Raw genomic sequence first — 18,009 nt, 5'->3', positions numbered from 1 at the left:
AATCCGGCTCCGCATCTGCGGAGCCTGCCGGAAGCGCCCGATCGACATCGAAGGCTTCAACGGGCGGGCGCCCACCACTGCCACTGCCCCTTGCGCGATTTCTTGATTTCATACAGCGCGAGATCGGTCCGCTGCAGCAGCTGATGCAGGTCCGCCGCCTGATCGGGATGGATGCAGGCGCCCATGCTCGCCGTGACATGGACCGTTCTGTCCGCCAGCACGATGGGCTCGCCGACCAGGTCGATGATGCGCTGGCAGATGGCGTCCATCCGCTCGAGCTTTTCCGGCACCTCGAGCAGCAGGCCGAATTCGTCCCCGCCGAGCCTGCACACCAGGTCGGAGTCGCGCACCACCCGCTTCAGGCGCTTCGCGACCGTGCACAGCACCGCGTCGCCCACCAGGTGGCCGTGGGTATCGTTGATCGGCTTGAAGCCATCCAGGTCCAGCATCAGGAAGGCCAGGCGCCGCTGCAGCGGATCGGAGGTCGCCTCGCGCCAGTGCTGCTCCAGGCCCCGCCGGTTGGCGATGCCGGTGAGGGGGTCGAGAAACGCGAATTCCTTGAACAGCAGGCTGTCGCGCTTCAGCCGTGTGATGTCCTTGCAGATGGCGACGGCCAGCTTCTGCTCGTGCAGGACCAGGCCGCAGTGCAGGGCAGTGCGAACCTGGCCATCGCCGCAGTGGATGTCGATCTCGATGTCCGGCACGACGCCCACGTCCCCGCCAGCCGGGCGCCGCAGGGAAACATCCCAGTGCCGCAGCAGCAAGGCCTTTTGCCGCTCATGGACGCAGGCTCTCGCGATCAACTGCCGCGCTGTCCTGAACTGGCCGGGCGGACAACCCAGCAAGCTGTCGAACGCATGATTGCTGTAGCGGATCCGGGCATCGGGCATGGTGGCCACCACCACGGCGACGGGCAGCGCATCGAGAATGCGGGTGAACAGCGCATCCGGCAGGAATGTCATCCACCCATCCCCGGGCGGGCTTCCACGGCTTCCGGCGCAGCGGCAGCCGCCCGGAAGCGTTCGAGCCACGAGGGGATGTCCCGGGGTTCGAGCGGGCGGGAGAACAGATAGCCCTGCACGACGGGGCAACGCTGCCGCCTGAGCAGCTCGCATTGCCCCGCGGTTTCCACGCCTTCGGCAACGACCGCCAGGTTCAGGCTCCGGCCGATGCCGATGACCGCCGTCACCAGCGCCTGCAGGCGGCTTTCCTGCAGGCATCTGTCGATGAAGCTGCGGTCGATCTTGACCTCCGTCACCGGCAGGCTGGCCAGATTGGACAGGCTGGAGAAGCCGGTGCCGAAATCATCCACCGACAGGCCCACCCCCAGCGCGCGGATGCCGTGCACGATCTCCAGCATTTCCGGGGTCAGCACCATTGCCGCGCTCTCGGTGATCTCGATGGTCAGGCTGTCGCCGCTCAGCGCATGCTCCTGCAGCAGCCCGGCGACGAAATCCGGCAGCTCGCGGCTGCGGAAACTGCGTGGCGACAGATTGACCGACACCACCGGCACATGCACGCCCTGGCCGCGCCACGCGGCCATCTGCCGGCAGGCTTCGCGCAGGGCCCAGAGCCCGATGGCCTCGATCTCGCCGATCTCCTCGGCCAGCGCGATCATCCTGCCGGGCGGGATCTCGCCGAAATTGTCGTCGTGCCAGCGCGCCAGCGCCTCCACGCCGTACAGCTCGCCATCCTCCGAGCGCACCTGCGGCTGATACACCAGGCGCAGGCCGGCCCCCGCGACGGCCCGGCGCAGCGCCGTGCCGAGCAGCAGGCGCTCGCGCGCGAGCTCGTTCATGCCGGCATCGAAGAACAGGATGCCGCCGCCATGCGATGCCTTGACCTCGTCCATCGCGCTCTTGGCGCTCTGCAGCAGTCCGTCGCGGTCGCGGCAGCCTTCGTCGGGATAATGGCTGACGCCGATGCAGGCCGACAGATCCAGCAGCACGCCGGCGATGTCGACCGGTTCGCTGATGACCTGCTGGAGGTGCCAAGCCACCTGCGCGGCACGGGCCGGGCTGCAGTCGGACACGACCAGTACGAAGGTGCAGCCCTCGAGCCGCGCAAGGAAGGCGCCGCCGCTCAGGCGGGACCGCAGGCGATTGGCGACCTCGACCAGCATCTGGTCACCCACCCTGTGGCCCAGCGTGTTGTTGACGTCCTTGAACCGGGCCAGGCCGATGCAGAAGAAGGCGATTTCCTGCTCCACACCGGAGGCCAGCAGATCGTCGGTATACCGATAGAGATTGTTGCGGTTCGGCAAGCCGGTCAGCGCGTCGTGGTGAACCAGCTCGTCGAGCCGCCGCCGGCTTTCCTCGCGCTCGATCGCCAGCGCGCACAGATACATGCTGATATCCGCAATCCGCCTCAGGTAGGCGTCCTGCGGGGCGCCCTGGCGGAGGTAGAGCGCAAAGATGCCGATCACGCTGCCATCGCGCCGCTTGACCGGATAAACCATGCACGCCCGGCAGCCGGCCGGCGGCACCCTCCCGCAGTAGGCCGAGCGCAGCGGTTCGGCCTTGATGTCGGCCAGCATCACCGGCTCGCCGCGATGGGCGCAGGTGCCGTAGCCTGCCACGCTTTCGCCGATCTCCACGCCCTCCCAGCCGGCCGCATACGAGGCCTGGAAGCTCGGCGCGGCCCAGTGCCGTAGCCTGCGCCCGACGACCCTGAACACCGAGACCAGCACGCCCGGCGCAATGGCCTCGATGCGCTGGCAGATGAAGTTGCCCAGCCCGATGAAGGACAGGTTGCTGGTCAATGCCTCCAGCACGTCGCGCTCGAGATCCCTGATCCGCCGTGCTTCGGTGATCTCGGACACGGCAATGACCTGGTTGCGCAGCTGTCCGCTGTCCTCGTCGAAGATGGGATTGACCGAAGCCTTCACCCACATGTCCCGGCCGTCCTTGCTCCTGGCCAGGATCTCCTCGTTGAATCCCTCCGTGCCCCAGGCCTTGCTGCGCACCCGCGCCAGCGTCTCGGCATCGGTGTGCGGGCTGGCCAGCAGTTCGCTCGGCAGGCAGCCGACCGCCTCGGCGGCGGTATAGCCGAACAGGTCACTGAAAGCGCGGTTGATCTGCACGATGCGGCGTTCGCCATCGACGACGAACAGCGGGCGCTCGGTATGGTTGACCGCCAGCAGCAGCAGGCGATTCTGCTCGCGCCGGTCCACCTCGTCCGACACGTCGCGGGCGAAGGCCAGGTAGTGGATGCGGCCCGACAGCTCGATCTTCGACAGCGAGAACGACACCCACAGCTGCCGGCCGTCCTTGCGCTCCACCAGCAGGTCGCGGTTCATGCCGACGGCCCGTGGCTTGCCGCCTTCCCGGTTGCTGCGCATGTAGCTGCCATGGACGGCCTGCAGCGTCTTCGGCAGCAGCGGCTGCATGTCGCGGTCGATGATTTCTTCGCGCGCATAGCCCCACAGCCGCTCGGCGGCGGGGTTGAAATAGCGCACGCAGTTGTTCTCGTCGACCAGCACTGCCGCCATGATCGACTGCTCGAGCGCCGGGAGCAGCATCCCGTACACACTCACATCCGGCACGCTCATTCCTTGCTCTCTCCGCTCGAGTGGGCCATGCACGCCGGCTCAGCGGCTCAAGCTGCTGGCGAAATGGCTGGCGAGCACCCGCAGATTGGCGATGTGCTCGCCCAGCCTGGCAGTGTGCGCGTTGAAAGTCGCGCTGGACTCGATCGCCTGGTTCGCACTGCCGCGCAGCACGTCCATCTGCCGGCCGGTCTGCTCGCTGATCAGGGACTGCTCCCGCATCCCGGCATCGACGTTGCCTGCCAGCCGGTTGATGTTGTCGACCGACTCCAGGATCACGTCGAAAGCCCGGTCGGTCTGCCCGGCGATATCCACGGTCTGCTGCGAAACCGCCACTCCATTGCCGATCGCGGTCACGCACGCCTGGGTGCCATCCACCAGCCCCGAGATGGTCTCGCGGATGTCGCGCGTCGCATCCTGGGTGCGCTGCGCCAGGTTGCGCACTTCGTCGGCGACGACCGCGAAGCCGCGGCCGGTCTCGCCGGCGCGGGCAGCCTCGATCGCCGCATTGAGCGCCAGCAGATTCGTCTGGTCGGCGATCGCGGTGATGACGTCGATGACCCTGGCGATGTCGTTGCTGCGCTCGGCCAGGGCGCCGACGGTGCTGCGCGTTTCCTGCAGCCCGGACGCCAGACGATCGATGGCCCCCATCATCTGCGCCAGCTGCTCCCGCCCCTGCGCGGTCGCGCGCCGCGACTGCTCGGCAGCTTCCGCCGTGTGCGCCGAGGCTTCCGCCACCTGGTGCTGGCTGTCCAGCATGCGCGTCATGGCCCGGGATATTTCCGCCACTTCCTGGCCCTGGCCCTGAACGGCCTGGTTGGCCTCATCCACACAGGCGTCGGCGCTCTGCTTGGAATGCGAGATGAGCTGGCAGGAATTGTTCAGGCGGGCGACGACCGCACGCATTTCCGACGCCCGGCTCTGCAAGGACTGCATGATCGTGCCCAGCTCATCCTTGCGGCCGCTGTACAGATAGGCAAACGCCGGATGGCCGGCCGTGCGGCGGAAGTCGCGCACCATGGCGCGGAAGGGCTGCAGCAGCGTCGCGGCGGATGCGCCCGCCGCCACCGCCATCAGCAGCGCCGCGGCAGCCAGCACCGGTTCGCCGCGCCACAGCGCAAGCGCCGCCACGACCAGGCCCGGCAGGGCAGCCACCGACACCAGCTTCATCGCCAGGGAAAACAGCGGCGCCCGCGAGCCGGCGGGGGTGCCGCCGGCTCGCCAGCGCCGATACTCGCGCTCGGCGCGTGCCTTCGCCTCCGGAGACGGCAGGGTCCGTACCGACTGGTACTCGATGACCTCGCCATCCTTGACGATCGGCGTCACGTAGGCATCCACCCAGTAATAGTCGCCGTTCTTGCAGCGATTCTTGACCAGGCCCTTCCACGAACGGCCGGACTTGATGCTCGCCCACAGATCGGCAAACGCGCCGGGCGGCATGTCCGGATGGCGGATGACGTTGTGATGCTGGCCGACCAGTTCCTCGCGGCTGAATCCCGACACCGCGGTGAAATCGTCGTTGACGAAGGTGATCACGCCTTGCAGGTCGGTGGTCGTGATCAGGTGGGCATCGCGCGGGTAGACGACCTCCTTGTCGGTGACCGGCAGATTGGTTCTCATCTCAGCGCCCCCCCGCGATGCGCAGCCGCCCGATCGACCGGCAGGCACATGGCCCCGGGACTGCGGCACGAATGACGGCCTGCTGCGGCAGCCGCCTTGCTCCCCGGTCTGCACGAACATGCGATGCACACATAACTTTTCTCTCTCTCGGACTTTTCGGGCCGGATCGGATGCGCATGATCCGGCATGGACTGTAAATGTACCTATAACAGGTACATTATCAGCGCCGAAAGCTCCGCACGGTGACAAACCGCACGATCGCGTCGATCAAGTGATTGCGGGATGGATGCTACCCGTGCGGCAAGAGATGGGCCGCCCGTCAGGCGGCTGGAGTTACCCATTCCGGGCGGAGCTGGCAAGGACAGGGATTCGCCCGGCATGACATCCGGAAAGCGACGGCTTCAATCACCGTCCGGCGGGCCCGAGCTCACTCCTTGCCCCACTCGGGCATGTTCTCGGCGCACTTCAGCACCACGCCCAGACCTTCGCCGGGCTCCGCGTCTAGCGCCCGGCAATACCAGATGTATTCGACCACATCCAGCCGGCGCTCCCCGGATTCGACCTTCTGCACGTAGGAATGCGCGACGCCCAGGCGCTCGCCGAGTTCGCGCATGGTCAGGCCCCGACTCTTGCGCCTCTCGCGCAGCCAGCGGTTCAAGCAGGACATTTCCGGGGTGTGGATGCTCTTCGTCACCTGTACCTTTTATCGGCACAGACTGATGTACCCAACTTGGGGACGTGGCGAAAAATTACCCGCCCATGCGGGCGGAGCCGGTACGGGCGAATCCGGCGGATCGGATGCAGCCTGCATCGGCTTCCGGCTCCAGGTGCGGCACCAGAACCGGCGTCATCGACTTCAGTATCTGCACCGGCAGCGCCGAGGTGAAGCGGTAGGCGGCGGCGCCGGGGCCGGTGACGTAGGCGGTCAGGGTGCCGAAATGGCGCGGGCCGAGATAGAAGACGAACGTCGCGGTGCGGTTCAGCGCGGTGCCGGCGCGGCCGCCGATGACGATGCGGTTGTCGCCGGTGCCGGTCTTGCCGCCCAGCGCCAGCTCGCTGCCGTCGGCCAGGCGGAAGCTGCCCGCCAGCCGGCGCGCGGTACCGCTCTCGACCACGTCGGACAGCGCGTTGCGCAGCGCCGCCGCCACTTCCGGCGCCATCACCCGTTCGCCGCCCCCGGCGCGCAGCGTGAAAGCGGTTTCGTACGGCGTATCGACGGCAAAATCGATCCGCTCGATGCGCTGCATCGGCAGGCGCAGGCCGTCGTTGACGATGATGCCCATCAGTTCGGCCAGCGCCGCCGGGCGGTCGCCCGAACTGCCGAGCGCCGTCGCCAGCGAAGGTACGAGATGGCCGAAGGGATAGCCCAGCCGCGCCCAGCGGCGGTGGATCTCGAGGAAGGCTTCGACTTCCAGCATCGTGAAGATGCGCGAATCCTGCGCGCTGCGCGAGCGCGTGCGGAACAGCCAGCGGTACACCGCCTGGCGCTCGCCCTCGCTGGCGGCGATCGCCTCGCCCAGGCTCGCCTGCGGGTTGCGCATGCGGTAGCCGACCAGCCACAGCTCCAGCGGGTGCAGGCGCGCGACGTAGCCGCGGTCGGGCAGGTCGAAAGCCTCCGGCGCGTAGCGGCCGTAGAGCTGGGCGATGCGCGATTCGGATGGCAGCGCCTCGCCCAGGCGCTGGCCGAGGAAGGCGGCGAGCGCCTCGGGCGGCGCATCGGGTTCGAGATAGCGGAACACCGCGGCCAGGCGCTCGGCGCCGGGACGCAGGCCGTCGAGCAACAGCGCGCGCATGTCTTCCGCGCCCAGGCCCTGGTACTTGCGCCAGAAGCGGCGCAGGAAGACCTGGCCCTCGCGGTCGGCGAAGCGCGCCAGGTATTCGGCGCGACGCGGATCCTGGGCGTCTTCCAGCAGTTGCGCGGTGCTGCCCGGCACCTGGTACATGGTGTGGCGCACGATCTCGCGCATCAGCCGCACGAAAGGCAGGTTGATCGAGGCCTGCAGCGCTTCGCGCAGCGTCGGCATGCGCACATCGTCGCTGCGGTTGAAGTTGCCGAAACTGTGCAGCCCGCCACCGGTGAAGAAGCCTTCGCCCGGGCTGGCGGCGAAGCGCCGCTCCAGCGCCGCGTCCAGCATCGCCGGCAGGCTGCGGTCGCTCGCGGTGGCGAGGTGGTCGATGGCCCAGCGCGTCAGGTTGTCCTGGCGGGCGATGTCAACCCGGCGCAGCGCCGGCATGTCCAGTTCGGCCAGTTGTCCGTGCAGTTCGGCAACGATTTCCAGATAGGTCGCCAGCACGCGCAATTTGGCGGTGGAGCCGAGTTCGAGCTTGCTGCCTTCGTTGATGTCGAACAACTGGTCGGAGGTGTCGGTCTGCACCCGCACGCGGTTGCCGCCCGGCGTGCGCTCGACCAGGGTGAAGCTGTAGCGCACCGCGCCGAGCGTCGCCGGGTTCAGCATGCGATCGCCGACCAGCCCCTGGCTGCGGGCGAAGTCCGCATCGGCCAGGCGGCCCAGGTAATCGCCGACCGCCTGCTGCAGCCCGCCGTGCAAGCTCGTGCCGACTTCGGCATCGAGCCGGTCCAGGCGGTACAGCGAAATGCCCAGCATGCCCGCCAGCCGTGTGCGCACCGCGGTCGTGCCCTTGCCCGGACGGGCCGGCAACAGCGCCGGGTCGGCCGCCAGGTCGCGGAAAACCAGTCGCTGCGACAGCGCGGCATCACGCAGCGCGGCGTCGATGGTGCCGGCCTCGGCGAGCAGGCGCAGGTAGGCATCGGTGCTGCGCGCCAGTTCGTCGCGGCCGCGCGCCAGGTACCACGACGGCCGGCGGTGGGCGATCATCAGCGCCACCACCTGGCGCAGCGCCAGCCCTTGTTCACGCAGGATCCCGCCCTGCCCCGGCGGCGCCGACAGCAGCGCATTGACGCGATCGAAATCGGCGCCGAACCACACCCACAGGCCGTCACCCAGGCCATTGACTTCGCCATGCCCCGGCGCCGCCGACAAGGGCACGGTGTTCAGGTAGTCGAGCACCAGCCGCTGCCGCACCGGCAGGGTCCGTTCGCCTTCGCGGTAGGCGCGCACGCTGGCCGACATCATCTGGCGCAGCTTTTCACGCGCATCGACGGTGATGCCGTCGGGCGAGTGGCGGTACTTCTCGATCTGCGTCGCCAGCGTGCTGCCGCCGGGGGCGTCGAGGTCTTCCTTGACCATGCGCCCCAGTTGCGCCGCCGCCGCGCGCGCGAAGCGCACCCAGTCGACCGCCGGGTTCAGCGTCGGCCGGCTGTCGTCGAGCAGGTCGCGGTTCTCGATGAACAGCAACGCCTGCGCCACCACCGGCGGCACCGCGGCGAAGTCGGCATAACCGCGATACGGATAGCGGAAGTCGTACAGCGATCCGCCGCGGCAATCGAGCACGTCCAGGCCGGCACGGGTCTTCTCGCGGTAGGGCGGAAACAGGCCGCGATCGACGTAGTCGATGAGTTCCGGACTGAAGCGGGTCTGCGCCGCCAGCTCGAAGCCGCGCGCCTGCAGGCGCTCGATGAAGTCCGGCAGTTCGGTGTAGCCGAGGCGCTGGTCGAAGGGGCCGTGCGTCGGGTAGCGCAGCGCCTCGCTGCGGCCCGCGACGCGCTGGTAGTCGAGCTTCGCGGCAAAACGCGAGATCTCGCGCGCCTGCAGGCGGGAGCTGTGCAGTTCGTGGGCGAACAGCACGGCTCCCGCCACCAGGGCGACCAGAACCAGGGCGAGCAGCGCGGCACCGAACAAACGCCAGGGACGCAGGCGTCGCCGGACAGGGGGAGCAGCAGTTTCTTGTGCGGCGGGTGCTTCGGCTTCGGAATTCACGTCAGGGTGCAGGGCGGGACGAATCGATATTGCATCGCCGCAATTATGCGTTTTCCGACGCAAGAAAATGACACTGTTACAGAAGCGCCACAGCACCGGAGACGGCGCTTCGAGCCATTTCCACAGAAACGGAATAAGCAATCCGTTTTTTCTAAGTTCAGGTTATGAAGCAGGAAGACTAGATTTCCGCCATCGCAATCATCACTACATGGAGAAACACCGATGGCCTTCAATCCCAGCTTCAATCCCGTTCGCCGCGGCCTGATCGCCCTGGCGCTCGCCGCCAGCTTCGCCGGCACTGCCCAGGCGCAGACCACGCTGCTCAACGTGTCCTACGACCCGACGCGCGAGCTCTACCAGGAGTTCAACCCCGAGTTCATCAAGCACTGGAAGGCGCAGACCGGCGAAACCCTCACCATCAAGCAATCCCACGGCGGCGCCGGCAAGCAGGCGCGCGCGGTCATCGACGGCCTGGAAGCGGACGTCGTCACGCTGGCGCTGGCCTACGACATCGACGCCATCGCCGAACAGACCGGCAAGCTCCCCGCCGACTGGCAGAAGCGCCTGGCGCACAACAGCTCGCCCTACACCTCGACCATCGTCTTCCTGGTGCGCAAGGGCAACCCGAAAGGCATCAAAGACTGGGGCGACCTGGTGAAGCCCGGCATCGAAGTCATCACGCCCAACCCGAAGACCTCGGGCGGCGCGCGCTGGAACTACCTCGCCGCCTGGGCCTACGCGCTGCAGCAGCCGGGCGGCAACGAAGACAGCGCCAAGGAATTCGTCGGCCAGTTGCTGAAGCACGTGCCGGTGCTGGATTCGGGCGCGCGCGGTTCGACCAACACCTTCGTCCAGCGCGGCATCGGCGACGTGCTGCTGGCCTGGGAGAACGAGGCCTTCCTGTCGATCAACGAACTCGGCCCGGACAAGTTCGAGATCGTCGTGCCCTCGATCTCGATCCTCGCCGAACCGCCGGTCACCGTGGTCGATGGCGTCGCCGACAAGCGCGGCACCACCAAGGTCGCCCAGGCCTACCTGGAATACCTGTATTCGCCGGTCGGCCAGAAGATCGCCGCCAAGCACTACTACCGGCCGTCCGCGCCGGAACATGCCGATCCGGCCGACGTCGCCCGCTTCCCCGAAGTCAAGCTGGTCACCATCGACGACCTCGGCGGCTGGCAGGCGGCGCAGAAGAAGCACTTCGCCGACGGCGGCGTGTTCGACCAGCTCTACGCCAAGTGATCGGGAGGCCCGCCATGGCAATCCAGGCAATCAACGTCCGCAACCAGTTCCGCGGGCGGGTGAAGGAAATCATCCGCGGCGACGTCGTCAGCGAAGTCGACGTCGAGACGCCTTCGGGCATCGTCACCTCGGTGATCACCACGCGCTCGGTGGACGAGCTGGGGCTGAAGCCCGGCTCCGAAGTCGTCGCGCTGGTCAAATCCACCGAAGTGTCGATCGCGACGCTCTGAGCCCACCGTGCGCCACACGATACTGACCGTACCCGGCTACCACGGCAGCGGCGCCGGGCACTGGCAGACCTGGCTCGAAGGCGAGCTGCCGGACGCGCGCCGCGTCGGCGGCATCGACTGGGAAGACCCGCTGCTGGCGCGCTGGGCCGGCGAGGTCAGGCGCGAGATCGACGACGCCGCCGGCGCGGTATGGATCGTGGCGCACAGCTTCGGCTGCCTCGCCAGCGTCGTCGCCGCGGCGGACCGGCCACAGAAAGTGGCCGGGCTGCTGCTGGTGGCGCCCGCCGACCCGGAACGCTTCGATCCGCTCGGCCTGCGCCACGACGCCGGGCAGGGCCAGAGCCTGGCCGACTACCTGCCGCGCACCGCGTTCGACTGTCCCAGCATCCTCGTCGCCAGCCGCAGCGATCCCTGGCTCAGGATGCCCGCCGCCCGCGCCTGGGCCGAGCGCTGGGGCAGCCGCCTGATCGACGTCGGCGACGCCGGCCACATCAATACCGACTCCGGCCACGGGCCATGGCCGCAGGCGCTCGAGTTGCTGGCGCAGCTGCGCGCGGCCGCCGACACCCCGCTCGGCGTGATCGCGTCGCGCAAGGAAGGCCGGCGCGGACGCACCGGCGCACTGGCCCGGCTGCGCCACCAGACCCGGCGCCTGATCAACGGCGAGGCCCGCGTAGCGAGCCGGCCATAGAACTCGACCACATGCCCGCCATCCGGCTGGCGGGAGCGCTGGATTCTTATTCCCCGCACGGGAATCCATTGGAATTTTTGTTGGTTCGGATGCAGGCGGGGCAAGCGTAAGGTTTGCGCATATCGACGCAGGGCAAAAACGCCCGAAGACACAGGAGGAAGGAAGATGGCCATCAGCGTAAGCGCAGCACCCACCACCCCCGCCGCCTCGCAGCAGGCGCCGCTCCACCCGATTCTCGAGCGCGCCCTGGCACACGCGGCCGACGAAGGCCTGCCCTACGCCGGCGGCGTGACGCCGACCGAGGCTTGGGAACTTGTGTCGGCCGGCGAAGCCGTACTGGTGGACGTGCGCAGCGGCGAGGAACGCAAGTTCGTCGGCCACGTACCGGAATCCCTGTTCGTGCCCTGGGCCACCGGCACCTCGCTGACGCGTAATCCGCGCTTCGTCCGCGACCTGGAAAGCAAGACCGGCAAGGACGCGGTCGTGCTGCTACTGTGTCGCAGCGGCAAGCGCTCGGCCCAGGCGGCCGAGGCCGCCGCAAGGGCAGGCTTCAAGCATGTGTTCAACATCCGCGAAGGCTTCGAGGGCGACCTGGACGACCAGCAGCGCCGTGGCTCCTTCAACGGCTGGCGACACGCCGGCCTGCCCTGGGCCCAGGACTAATCACACGGAAACAGGAGTCACATCATGTCGCATTGGTACACCGACAACGCGCAGTCCATCGGCCATACGCCGCTGGTGCGCCTGAACCGGATCATCGACGGCGCGCCCGCGACCGTGCTGGCCAAGATCGAGGGCCGCAACCCGGCCTACTCGGTCAAGTGCCGGATCGGCGCGGCGATGGTCGAGGATGCCGAGAAACGCGGCCTGCTCGGCCCCGGCAAGGAGCTGGTCGAGCCCACCAGCGGCAACACCGGCATCGCGCTGGCCTTCGTCGCCGCGGCCAAGGGCATTCCGCTGACGCTGACGATGCCCGAGACCATGAGCATCGAGCGGCGCAAGCTGCTGGCCGCCTTCGGCGCCACGCTGGTGCTGACCGAAGGCGCCAAGGGCATGCCCGGCGCGATCGCCAAGGCCGAGGAAATCGCCGCCGCCGAGCCGGACAAGTACGTGCTGCTGCAGCAGTTCAACAACCCGGCCAACCCGGCCATCCACGAAGCCACCACCGGCCCGGAGATCTGGGACGACACCGACGGCGCGATCGACATCCTGGTGTCGGGCATCGGCACCGGCGGCACCATCACCGGCGTGTCGCGCTTCATCAAGCAGACCAAGGGCAGGGCCATCCAGGCGATCGCGGTCGAACCCGCCGCCAGCCCGGTGCTGACGCAGACGCGCAATGGCGAGCCGCTCAAGCCCGGCCCGCACAAGATCCAGGGCATCGGCGCCGGCTTCGTGCCGAAGGTGCTGGACCTGGCGCTGGTCGACGGCATCGAGCAGGTCAGCAACGAGGACGCGGTCGACTACGCCCGCCGCCTGGCGCGCGAGGAAGGCATCCTGTCCGGCATCTCCAGCGGCGCGGCGGTGGCCGTGGCGGCCCGCCTGGCGAAGAAACCCGAGAATGCCGGCAAGACCATCGTCGTGATCCTGCCGGATTCGGGCGAGCGCTACCTCAGCTCGGTGCTGTTCGAAGGTCTGTTCAACGAAGCGGGGCTGCCGGCGTGAGCGACCGTCCCGCAAGCCTCGCGCCGCTGTCGGCGGCAGCGCCCTCTTCGATACCCCATCTCGATTTGCGGGGCATCGTCGCCGGCCTGCACGAGGCGCGGGACCTCTGGCGCGCACTGCGCAAGCGCGGCGGCGAGGGCGGCGCGCGCGAGTTTCCGTCGCGCGACGCGCTGCGCGGCATCGCCACCGACTTGTGCGGCGCGCTGTTCCCGATGCGGCTCGGGCCGCCGGACCTGCACGTCGAAGGCGAGGATTTCTACGTCGGCCACACCCTGGACCGCGCCCTCACCGGCCTGCTGGCCCAGGTGCGGCTCGAACTGGCATACCAGGCGCGCCACGACGAAACGCTCGCGCCCCAGGTCGATGAGCGCGCCGCCGGCATCGTGCGCAGCTTCGCCGCCGGCCTGCCGGCGCTGCGCACACTGCTCGACGCCGACGTGATTGCCGCCTTCGAGGGCGACCCCGCCGCACGCAGCGTGGACGAAGTGCTGCTGTGCTACCCCGGCGTGCTGGCGGTCATCCACCACCGCCTCGCCCATGCGCTGTACGAGCTCGGCGTGCCGCTGGTGGCACGCATCCTGGCCGAGCTCGCGCACTCGGACACCGGCATCGACATCCACCCCGGCGCGCAGATCGGCGCCGGCTTCTTCATCGACCACGGCACCGGCGTGGTCATCGGCGAGACCGCGGTGATCGGCCAGCGCGTCCGCCTGTACCAGGCGGTCACGCTCGGCGCCCGGCGCTTCGACGTCGATAGCGACGGCCACCTCGCCAAGGGCGGCGCCCGCCACCCGATCGTCGAGGACGACGTCGTGATCTACGCCGGCGCCACCGTGCTCGGCCGCATCACGATCGGGCGCGGATCGAGCATCGGCGGCAACGTGTGGCTGACGCGCAGCGTGCCGCCGGGCAGCAACGTGACCCAGGCCGGCCTGCACCACGAACGGCTGGAGGGGCGGGATAGGGCCAACATCTAATTTCGGCCCGGTCGTCCGCAGCCTGCGCCAGCGCCAGCGCTGGTCGCAGGAGCGCCTGGCCGAACTGGCCGACCTCGACCGCAGCTACATCGGCGAGATCGAGCGCGGCGACGTGACGCCTTCGCTGCTGACGGCCCAGAAGCTCGCCACCGCGCTGCAAACCCCGCTGTCGGCGCTGATCGCAGTCTGCGAGCACGACCCCTCCGGCGCATACCGCGCCTGAATTTGATGGCGATAGCCGGTTGAGGCCGCCCCGCCCGGGGCAGGACACTTGGCGCGTCCCGCTTTCCATCCCATATGCTTTCTGACAGACAGGAGTCGACCATGGCAGTACAAGAAAGGGTGCATCACGCACTGGGCGACACGGCGGCCCGCCAGCTCGCCAACGCCACCAAGACCGTTCCGCAGCTTTCCACCATCACGCCGCGCTGGCTGGTGCACTTCCTGGAGTGGCTGCCGGTCGAGGCCGGCATCTACCGCCTGAACAAGGTCAAGAACCCGCAGGACGTGCGCGTGTCCTGCTCGCAGCGCGAGGACGAAGGCGATCTGCCGGAGATCTTCGTTGATTACGAGGACCAGCCGCGCGAGTACTTCCTCAACGCCGTCACCACGGTGCTGGACGTCCATACCCGCATCTCTGACCTCTACAGCAGCCCGCACGACCAGATCAAGGAACAGCTGCGCCTGACCATCGAGACGGTCAAGGAGCGCCAGGAGTCCGAGCTGATCAGCAACCCGGACTACGGCCTGCTGGCCAACATCGCCGACGAGCAGCGCATCTCGACGCTGACCGGCGCGCCGACGCCGGACGATCTCGACGATCTGCTGACCAAGGTCTGGAAAGAACCCGCCTTCTTCCTCACCCACCCGCTCGGCATCGCCGCCTTCGGCCGCGAATGCACCCGCCGCGGCGTGCCGCCCCCGACGGTATCGCTGTTCGGCTCGCAGTTCCTGACCTGGCGCGGCATCCCGCTGGTGCCGTCGGACAAGGTGCCGGTCGAGGACGGCAAGACCAAGATCCTGCTGCTGCGCGTCGGCCAGAAGCGCCAGGGCGTGTCGGGCCTGTTCCAGCCCGGCGTCGCCGGCGAACAGGGGCCGGGCCTGTCGGTGCGCTTCATGGGCATCAGCCGCAACGCGATCGCCTCCTACCTGATCTCGCTGTACTGCTCGCTGGTGGTCCATTCCGACGACGCCCTGGCCGTGCTCGATGACGTTGAAGTGGGCAAGTACCATGACTACTCCGCACTCGATACCTACAAGTGAGGGGCTGGCCGCCGTCGGCGGCCCACATCTGAGCCCACCTCCGAGCCTGCCTTCCGGCCTGCCGGCGGGCCTGGGCCTACCTGAGGAAGCGCTGCTGAGCCGGCTCGCGGGCGAGTTCTTCGCCCTGCTGCCGACCGGCGCGCCGGACGCGCAGCTTCCCTTCGGCGCGCCGCCGCAACCGCCGCAGACCGAGATCGCGCTCGGCAACCGCGCGCCTGCGCTGGCGCCACTGCCGGGCACGCCCGCTGCTGCGCCCGACGAAGCCGTCGATGCCGCCCCGGCTTTCGGCCGGGCGGCCAACCCGGTACTCGGCGTGCCCGAGGCCCACGCCGCGGCGCTGCCGCCGATCGCGCCGCCGCAGGCTTCGAGCGTGCCGGGCGCACCCTCCTCGCCCTACTACTTCCTCGGCGAAGCCAGCGCCTGGCCGTCGCAGGCGGAAAGCGCCGGCCTGCCCCGCGAAGACCGCGTCACCGCGCGCTCGTTCGGCCTGCCGGGCGAAGCGGAGCTGAACCACCTGCTCGGCGGCATCGAGGTCGGGCGGCACAGCCCGGTCCCCACATCCACCCTCACCCCGGCCAGCGGCCCGGCGTTCTATTTCCTCGACCCGGAGGCTGAACAGCCGGCACCGGCGGTGGCACCGAGCGCGCATCCGCCCTTCGACGTCAACGCGGTGCGCAGGGACTTCCCCATCCTGCAGGAGCGCGTCAATGGCCGGCAGCTGATCTGGCTCGACAACGCCGCCACCACGCACAAGCCGCGTGCGGTCATCGACCGGCTCGCGTACTTCTACGAGCACGAGAACTCCAACATCCACCGCGCGGCGCACGAACTGGCCGCGCGCGCGACCGACGCCTACGAAGGCGCGCGCAGCAAGGTGGCGCGCTTCCTCGGCGCCGCCTCGGCGGAAGAGATCATCTTCGTGCGCGGCGCCACCGAAGGCATCAACCTGATCGCCAAGACCTGGGGCGCGCAGAACGTCGGCGAAGGCGACGAGATCATCGTCTCCCACCTCGAACACCACGCCAACATCGTGCCCTGGCAGCAGCTCGCCGCAGCCAAGGGCGCGAAGCTGCGGGTGATCCCGGTGGACGACAGCGGCCAGGTGCTGCTCGACGAGTACGGCAAGCTGCTCAACGCGCGCACCCGCATCGTCGCCGTGACGCAGGTGTCGAACGCGCTCGGCACCGTGGTGCCGGTCAAGGAGATCGTCGCCATGGCCCACGCGGCCGGCGCCAAGGCGCTGGTCGACGGCGCGCAGTCGGTGTCGCACATGCGGGTGAACGTGCAGGACATCGACGCCGACTTCTTCGTCTTCTCCGGCCACAAGGTGTTCGCCCCGACCGGCATCGGCGCGGTGTATGGCAAGCGCGAAGTGCTGGAGGACATGCCGCCGTGGCAGGGCGGCGGCAACATGATCGCCGACGTCACTTTCGAGAAGACGATCTACCACGGCCCGCCGACCCGCTTCGAGGCCGGCACCGGCAACATCGCCGACGCCGTCGGCCTGGGCGCGGCGATCGACTACGTCGAGCGCATCGGCATGGAGAACATCGCGCGCTACGAGCACGACCTGCTCGCCTACGCGACGCACGGCCTGCTCACCGTCCCCGGCATCCGCCTGATCGGCACCGCCAGGGACAAGGCCAGCGTGCTGTCCTTCGTGCTGAACGGCTACACCACCGAGGAAGTCGGCCGCGCCCTCAACGAGGAAGGCATCGCCGTGCGCTCGGGCCACCACTGCGCCCAGCCCATCCTGCGCCGCTTCGGCGTGGAAGCCACGGTGCGGCCCTCGCTGGCGTTCTACAACACCTGCGGCGAAGTCGACACGCTGGTGGCCGTGCTGCAGCGGCTGGCATCGGGCAGAACGTCGGCACCACGCTGAGCCACACACCCGGCACCTCGCCGGGCAAGGAATGAAAAAGAGCCATGGGTCGCACCATGGCTCTTTTTCATTTCTCCGTCGCCAGCACCAGCCCCGCCAGGCCGTTGATGGCGACGAACACCACGTTGCTGGTCGGGAACAAGCTCCGGGCGATAGCAAGCAGCCGCAGACTCTTCTTCCCATCAGCATGCTCGTATGACCCATGTCACACACGGCATGTTGTATGGATGGCGGTTGCCGTGGGGAAGAATGTATCTTTTGATGCGGACGATCCGTGCTTTCTTGGTGTGCGGGTGATCCTGCTTGATGTAAGTGCACATCGGACAAGCACGGCACGGGCGACGATCGTGCCAAACATGTTAGGCGACAACATGACGGTGAAACTTATGCATCAAATGAAGGGAATCAACATGATGCGAGGGCCTCTTTCGAATCTTTCGATGTCGGATAACATCCTTACGCCGACATTTGTCGTCTCCTAATAGTTAGCGCGCACAAGGTTATCTCATGGATTCGTTTACCAAGTGGCTCGCCGATTTGCTCAAACAACCTGAAGTTCAGGTTGAGCGCTTCTTGCGCGACAAAGATGCTTTGCACTTCCTCATCGCTTGGTCAATTTTCGAATCAAAGTGCTTTACAGGGTTTCTTCGCGCAACTGACCTATACAATTTTTCTAAACGTATCAGTGATGAGGGTTTTGAGCATGAGACGATCTCCAGTGCCGCTAACCATTTCCACCAGAGATACCAAGATAGTGAGAGATTGAGAAATCTGCTGCACGACAAAACTCCACAGAAGGTAACTGAGCGGTTTAAGCAAGTGCTATCCAAAAACATTTCAGATATCACGCCATCTGAATCAATTTACCTTGTCTCTGTAGTCGTGTATCGCTTCAGGAACAACATCTTTCATGGGAGAAAGAAGGTCGATAGCTGGTTGAGGTATGGAGAGCAGATACGGATCTGTACTGAATCAATGCAGCATTTTATCCGGCATGCGGAAAGTCGGACAGTCACAATGGAAGCGGACGCTGCGTGATGCGTGCTAACAATT

At 67.6% G+C, this 18,009-nt stretch carries 16 protein-coding genes; 11 read left to right on the top strand and 5 right to left on the bottom strand.

Features of this window, described 5'->3' with window-relative positions; translation table 11 throughout:
- Positions 1-56 precede the first annotated feature (56 nt).
- From TBU01S_RS24400 to TBU01S_RS15915, 5 genes are all read right to left on the bottom strand, one after another.
- Positions 57-962 (bottom strand): sensor domain-containing diguanylate cyclase, encoded by a 906-nt coding sequence (locus tag TBU01S_RS24400; protein ID WP_174524545.1) that lies wholly within the window; start codon positions 960-962, stop codon positions 57-59.
- Positions 959-3,550 carry an oxygen-sensing cyclic-di-GMP phosphodiesterase DosP gene (gene dosP, locus TBU01S_RS15930; RefSeq protein ID WP_174524544.1) on the bottom strand — a complete coding sequence of 864 codons (2,592 nt, stop codon included), beginning with the start codon at positions 3,548-3,550 and terminating at the stop codon, positions 959-961. Before dosP ends, TBU01S_RS24400 begins: the two co-directional genes overlap by 4 nt.
- A gap of 39 nt (positions 3,551-3,589) precedes the next feature.
- A complete protein-coding gene (locus TBU01S_RS15925) occupies positions 3,590-5,167 on the bottom strand; it encodes a methyl-accepting chemotaxis protein (protein ID WP_068637897.1) in 1,578 nt (525 codons plus the stop codon).
- Positions 5,168-5,594: 427 nt separating this feature from the next.
- Positions 5,595-5,834, bottom strand: a complete 240-nt coding sequence (locus tag TBU01S_RS15920) for a helix-turn-helix domain-containing protein (protein WP_245650942.1) — start codon at positions 5,832-5,834, stop codon at positions 5,595-5,597.
- A gap of 82 nt (positions 5,835-5,916) precedes the next feature.
- On the bottom strand, positions 5,917-9,006 hold the full coding sequence (locus tag TBU01S_RS15915) for a transglycosylase domain-containing protein (RefSeq protein WP_068637893.1): 3,090 nt from the start codon (positions 9,004-9,006) through the stop codon (positions 5,917-5,919).
- Positions 9,007-9,228: 222 nt separating this feature from the next.
- Between TBU01S_RS15915 and TBU01S_RS15910 the strand changes: the two genes are divergently transcribed.
- From TBU01S_RS15910 to TBU01S_RS23975, 11 genes are all read left to right on the top strand, one after another.
- Entirely contained in the window at positions 9,229-10,248 is a 1,020-nt protein-coding gene (locus TBU01S_RS15910) for a sulfate ABC transporter substrate-binding protein (RefSeq protein ID WP_068637891.1), read from the top strand.
- A gap of 14 nt (positions 10,249-10,262) precedes the next feature.
- Positions 10,263-10,478: a TOBE domain-containing protein gene (locus tag TBU01S_RS15905; protein WP_004338061.1), complete on the top strand. Its 216-nt coding sequence runs from the start codon at positions 10,263-10,265 to the stop codon at positions 10,476-10,478.
- Positions 10,479-10,485: 7 nt separating this feature from the next.
- Positions 10,486-11,169 (top strand): RBBP9/YdeN family alpha/beta hydrolase, encoded by a 684-nt coding sequence (locus TBU01S_RS15900; RefSeq protein WP_068637889.1) that lies wholly within the window; start codon positions 10,486-10,488, stop codon positions 11,167-11,169.
- Between the two features lie 165 nt (positions 11,170-11,334).
- Positions 11,335-11,832 (top strand): rhodanese-like domain-containing protein, encoded by a 498-nt coding sequence (locus TBU01S_RS15895; RefSeq protein ID WP_068637887.1) that lies wholly within the window; start codon positions 11,335-11,337, stop codon positions 11,830-11,832.
- Positions 11,833-11,856: 24 nt separating this feature from the next.
- Positions 11,857-12,834, top strand: coding sequence for a cysteine synthase A (gene cysK / locus TBU01S_RS15890; protein ID WP_068637885.1), 978 nt, complete (start codon positions 11,857-11,859; stop codon positions 12,832-12,834).
- Entirely contained in the window at positions 12,831-13,811 is a 981-nt protein-coding gene (gene epsC, locus TBU01S_RS15885; RefSeq protein ID WP_088178890.1) for a serine O-acetyltransferase EpsC, read from the top strand. Before cysK ends, epsC begins: the two co-directional genes overlap by 4 nt.
- On the top strand, positions 13,795-14,034 hold the full coding sequence (locus TBU01S_RS25000) for a helix-turn-helix domain-containing protein (RefSeq protein ID WP_068637883.1): 240 nt from the start codon (positions 13,795-13,797) through the stop codon (positions 14,032-14,034). Before epsC ends, TBU01S_RS25000 begins: the two co-directional genes overlap by 17 nt.
- A 101-nt stretch (positions 14,035-14,135) precedes the next feature.
- Positions 14,136-15,074 (top strand): family 2A encapsulin nanocompartment shell protein, encoded by a 939-nt coding sequence (locus TBU01S_RS15875; protein WP_068637881.1) that lies wholly within the window; start codon positions 14,136-14,138, stop codon positions 15,072-15,074.
- On the top strand, positions 15,043-16,956 hold the full coding sequence (locus TBU01S_RS15870; RefSeq protein ID WP_083953660.1) for a family 2A encapsulin nanocompartment cargo protein cysteine desulfurase: 1,914 nt from the start codon (positions 15,043-15,045) through the stop codon (positions 16,954-16,956). Before TBU01S_RS15875 ends, TBU01S_RS15870 begins: the two co-directional genes overlap by 32 nt.
- 44 nt (positions 16,957-17,000) lie before the next feature.
- Positions 17,001-17,438, top strand: a complete 438-nt coding sequence (locus TBU01S_RS15865) for a hypothetical protein (protein ID WP_068637879.1) — start codon at positions 17,001-17,003, stop codon at positions 17,436-17,438.
- Between the two features lie 25 nt (positions 17,439-17,463).
- The gene (locus TBU01S_RS23975) at positions 17,464-17,994 is read left to right on the top strand and encodes a hypothetical protein (protein WP_157659166.1); all 531 of its coding nucleotides are present in this window, start codon (positions 17,464-17,466) and stop codon (positions 17,992-17,994) included.
- Positions 17,995-18,009 lie beyond the last annotated feature (15 nt).

The organism is Thauera butanivorans NBRC 103042 (assembly GCF_001591165.1).
Taxonomy (GTDB): Bacteria; Pseudomonadota; Gammaproteobacteria; order Burkholderiales; family Rhodocyclaceae; genus Thauera; species Thauera butanivorans.
This window is presented reverse-complemented; position numbering and strand designations above follow the sequence as displayed.

What these genes read in the sequence shown, in the direction of transcription:
- TBU01S_RS23975 (WP_157659166.1), top strand. Translation starts at nt 17,464, where the DNA reads ATGGATTCGTTTACCAAGTGGCTCGCCGATTTGCTCAAACAACCTGAA.
- TBU01S_RS24400 (WP_174524545.1), bottom strand. Translation starts at nt 962, where the DNA reads ATGACATTCCTGCCGGATGCGCTGTTCACCCGCATTCTCGATGCGCTG.
- TBU01S_RS15865 (WP_068637879.1), top strand. Translation starts at nt 17,001, where the DNA reads ATGGGTCGCACCATGGCTCTTTTTCATTTCTCCGTCGCCAGCACCAGC.
- TBU01S_RS15875 (WP_068637881.1), top strand. Translation starts at nt 14,136, where the DNA reads ATGGCAGTACAAGAAAGGGTGCATCACGCACTGGGCGACACGGCGGCC.
- TBU01S_RS15925 (WP_068637897.1), bottom strand. Translation starts at nt 5,167, where the DNA reads ATGAGAACCAATCTGCCGGTCACCGACAAGGAGGTCGTCTACCCGCGC.
- dosP (WP_174524544.1), bottom strand. Translation starts at nt 3,550, where the DNA reads ATGAGCGTGCCGGATGTGAGTGTGTACGGGATGCTGCTCCCGGCGCTC.
- TBU01S_RS15910 (WP_068637891.1), top strand. Translation starts at nt 9,229, where the DNA reads ATGGCCTTCAATCCCAGCTTCAATCCCGTTCGCCGCGGCCTGATCGCC.
- TBU01S_RS15920 (WP_245650942.1), bottom strand. Translation starts at nt 5,834, where the DNA reads ATGTCCTGCTTGAACCGCTGGCTGCGCGAGAGGCGCAAGAGTCGGGGC.
- TBU01S_RS15870 (WP_083953660.1), top strand. Translation starts at nt 15,043, where the DNA reads ATGACTACTCCGCACTCGATACCTACAAGTGAGGGGCTGGCCGCCGTC.
- TBU01S_RS15895 (WP_068637887.1), top strand. Translation starts at nt 11,335, where the DNA reads ATGGCCATCAGCGTAAGCGCAGCACCCACCACCCCCGCCGCCTCGCAG.
- TBU01S_RS15905 (WP_004338061.1), top strand. Translation starts at nt 10,263, where the DNA reads ATGGCAATCCAGGCAATCAACGTCCGCAACCAGTTCCGCGGGCGGGTG.
- cysK (WP_068637885.1), top strand. Translation starts at nt 11,857, where the DNA reads ATGTCGCATTGGTACACCGACAACGCGCAGTCCATCGGCCATACGCCG.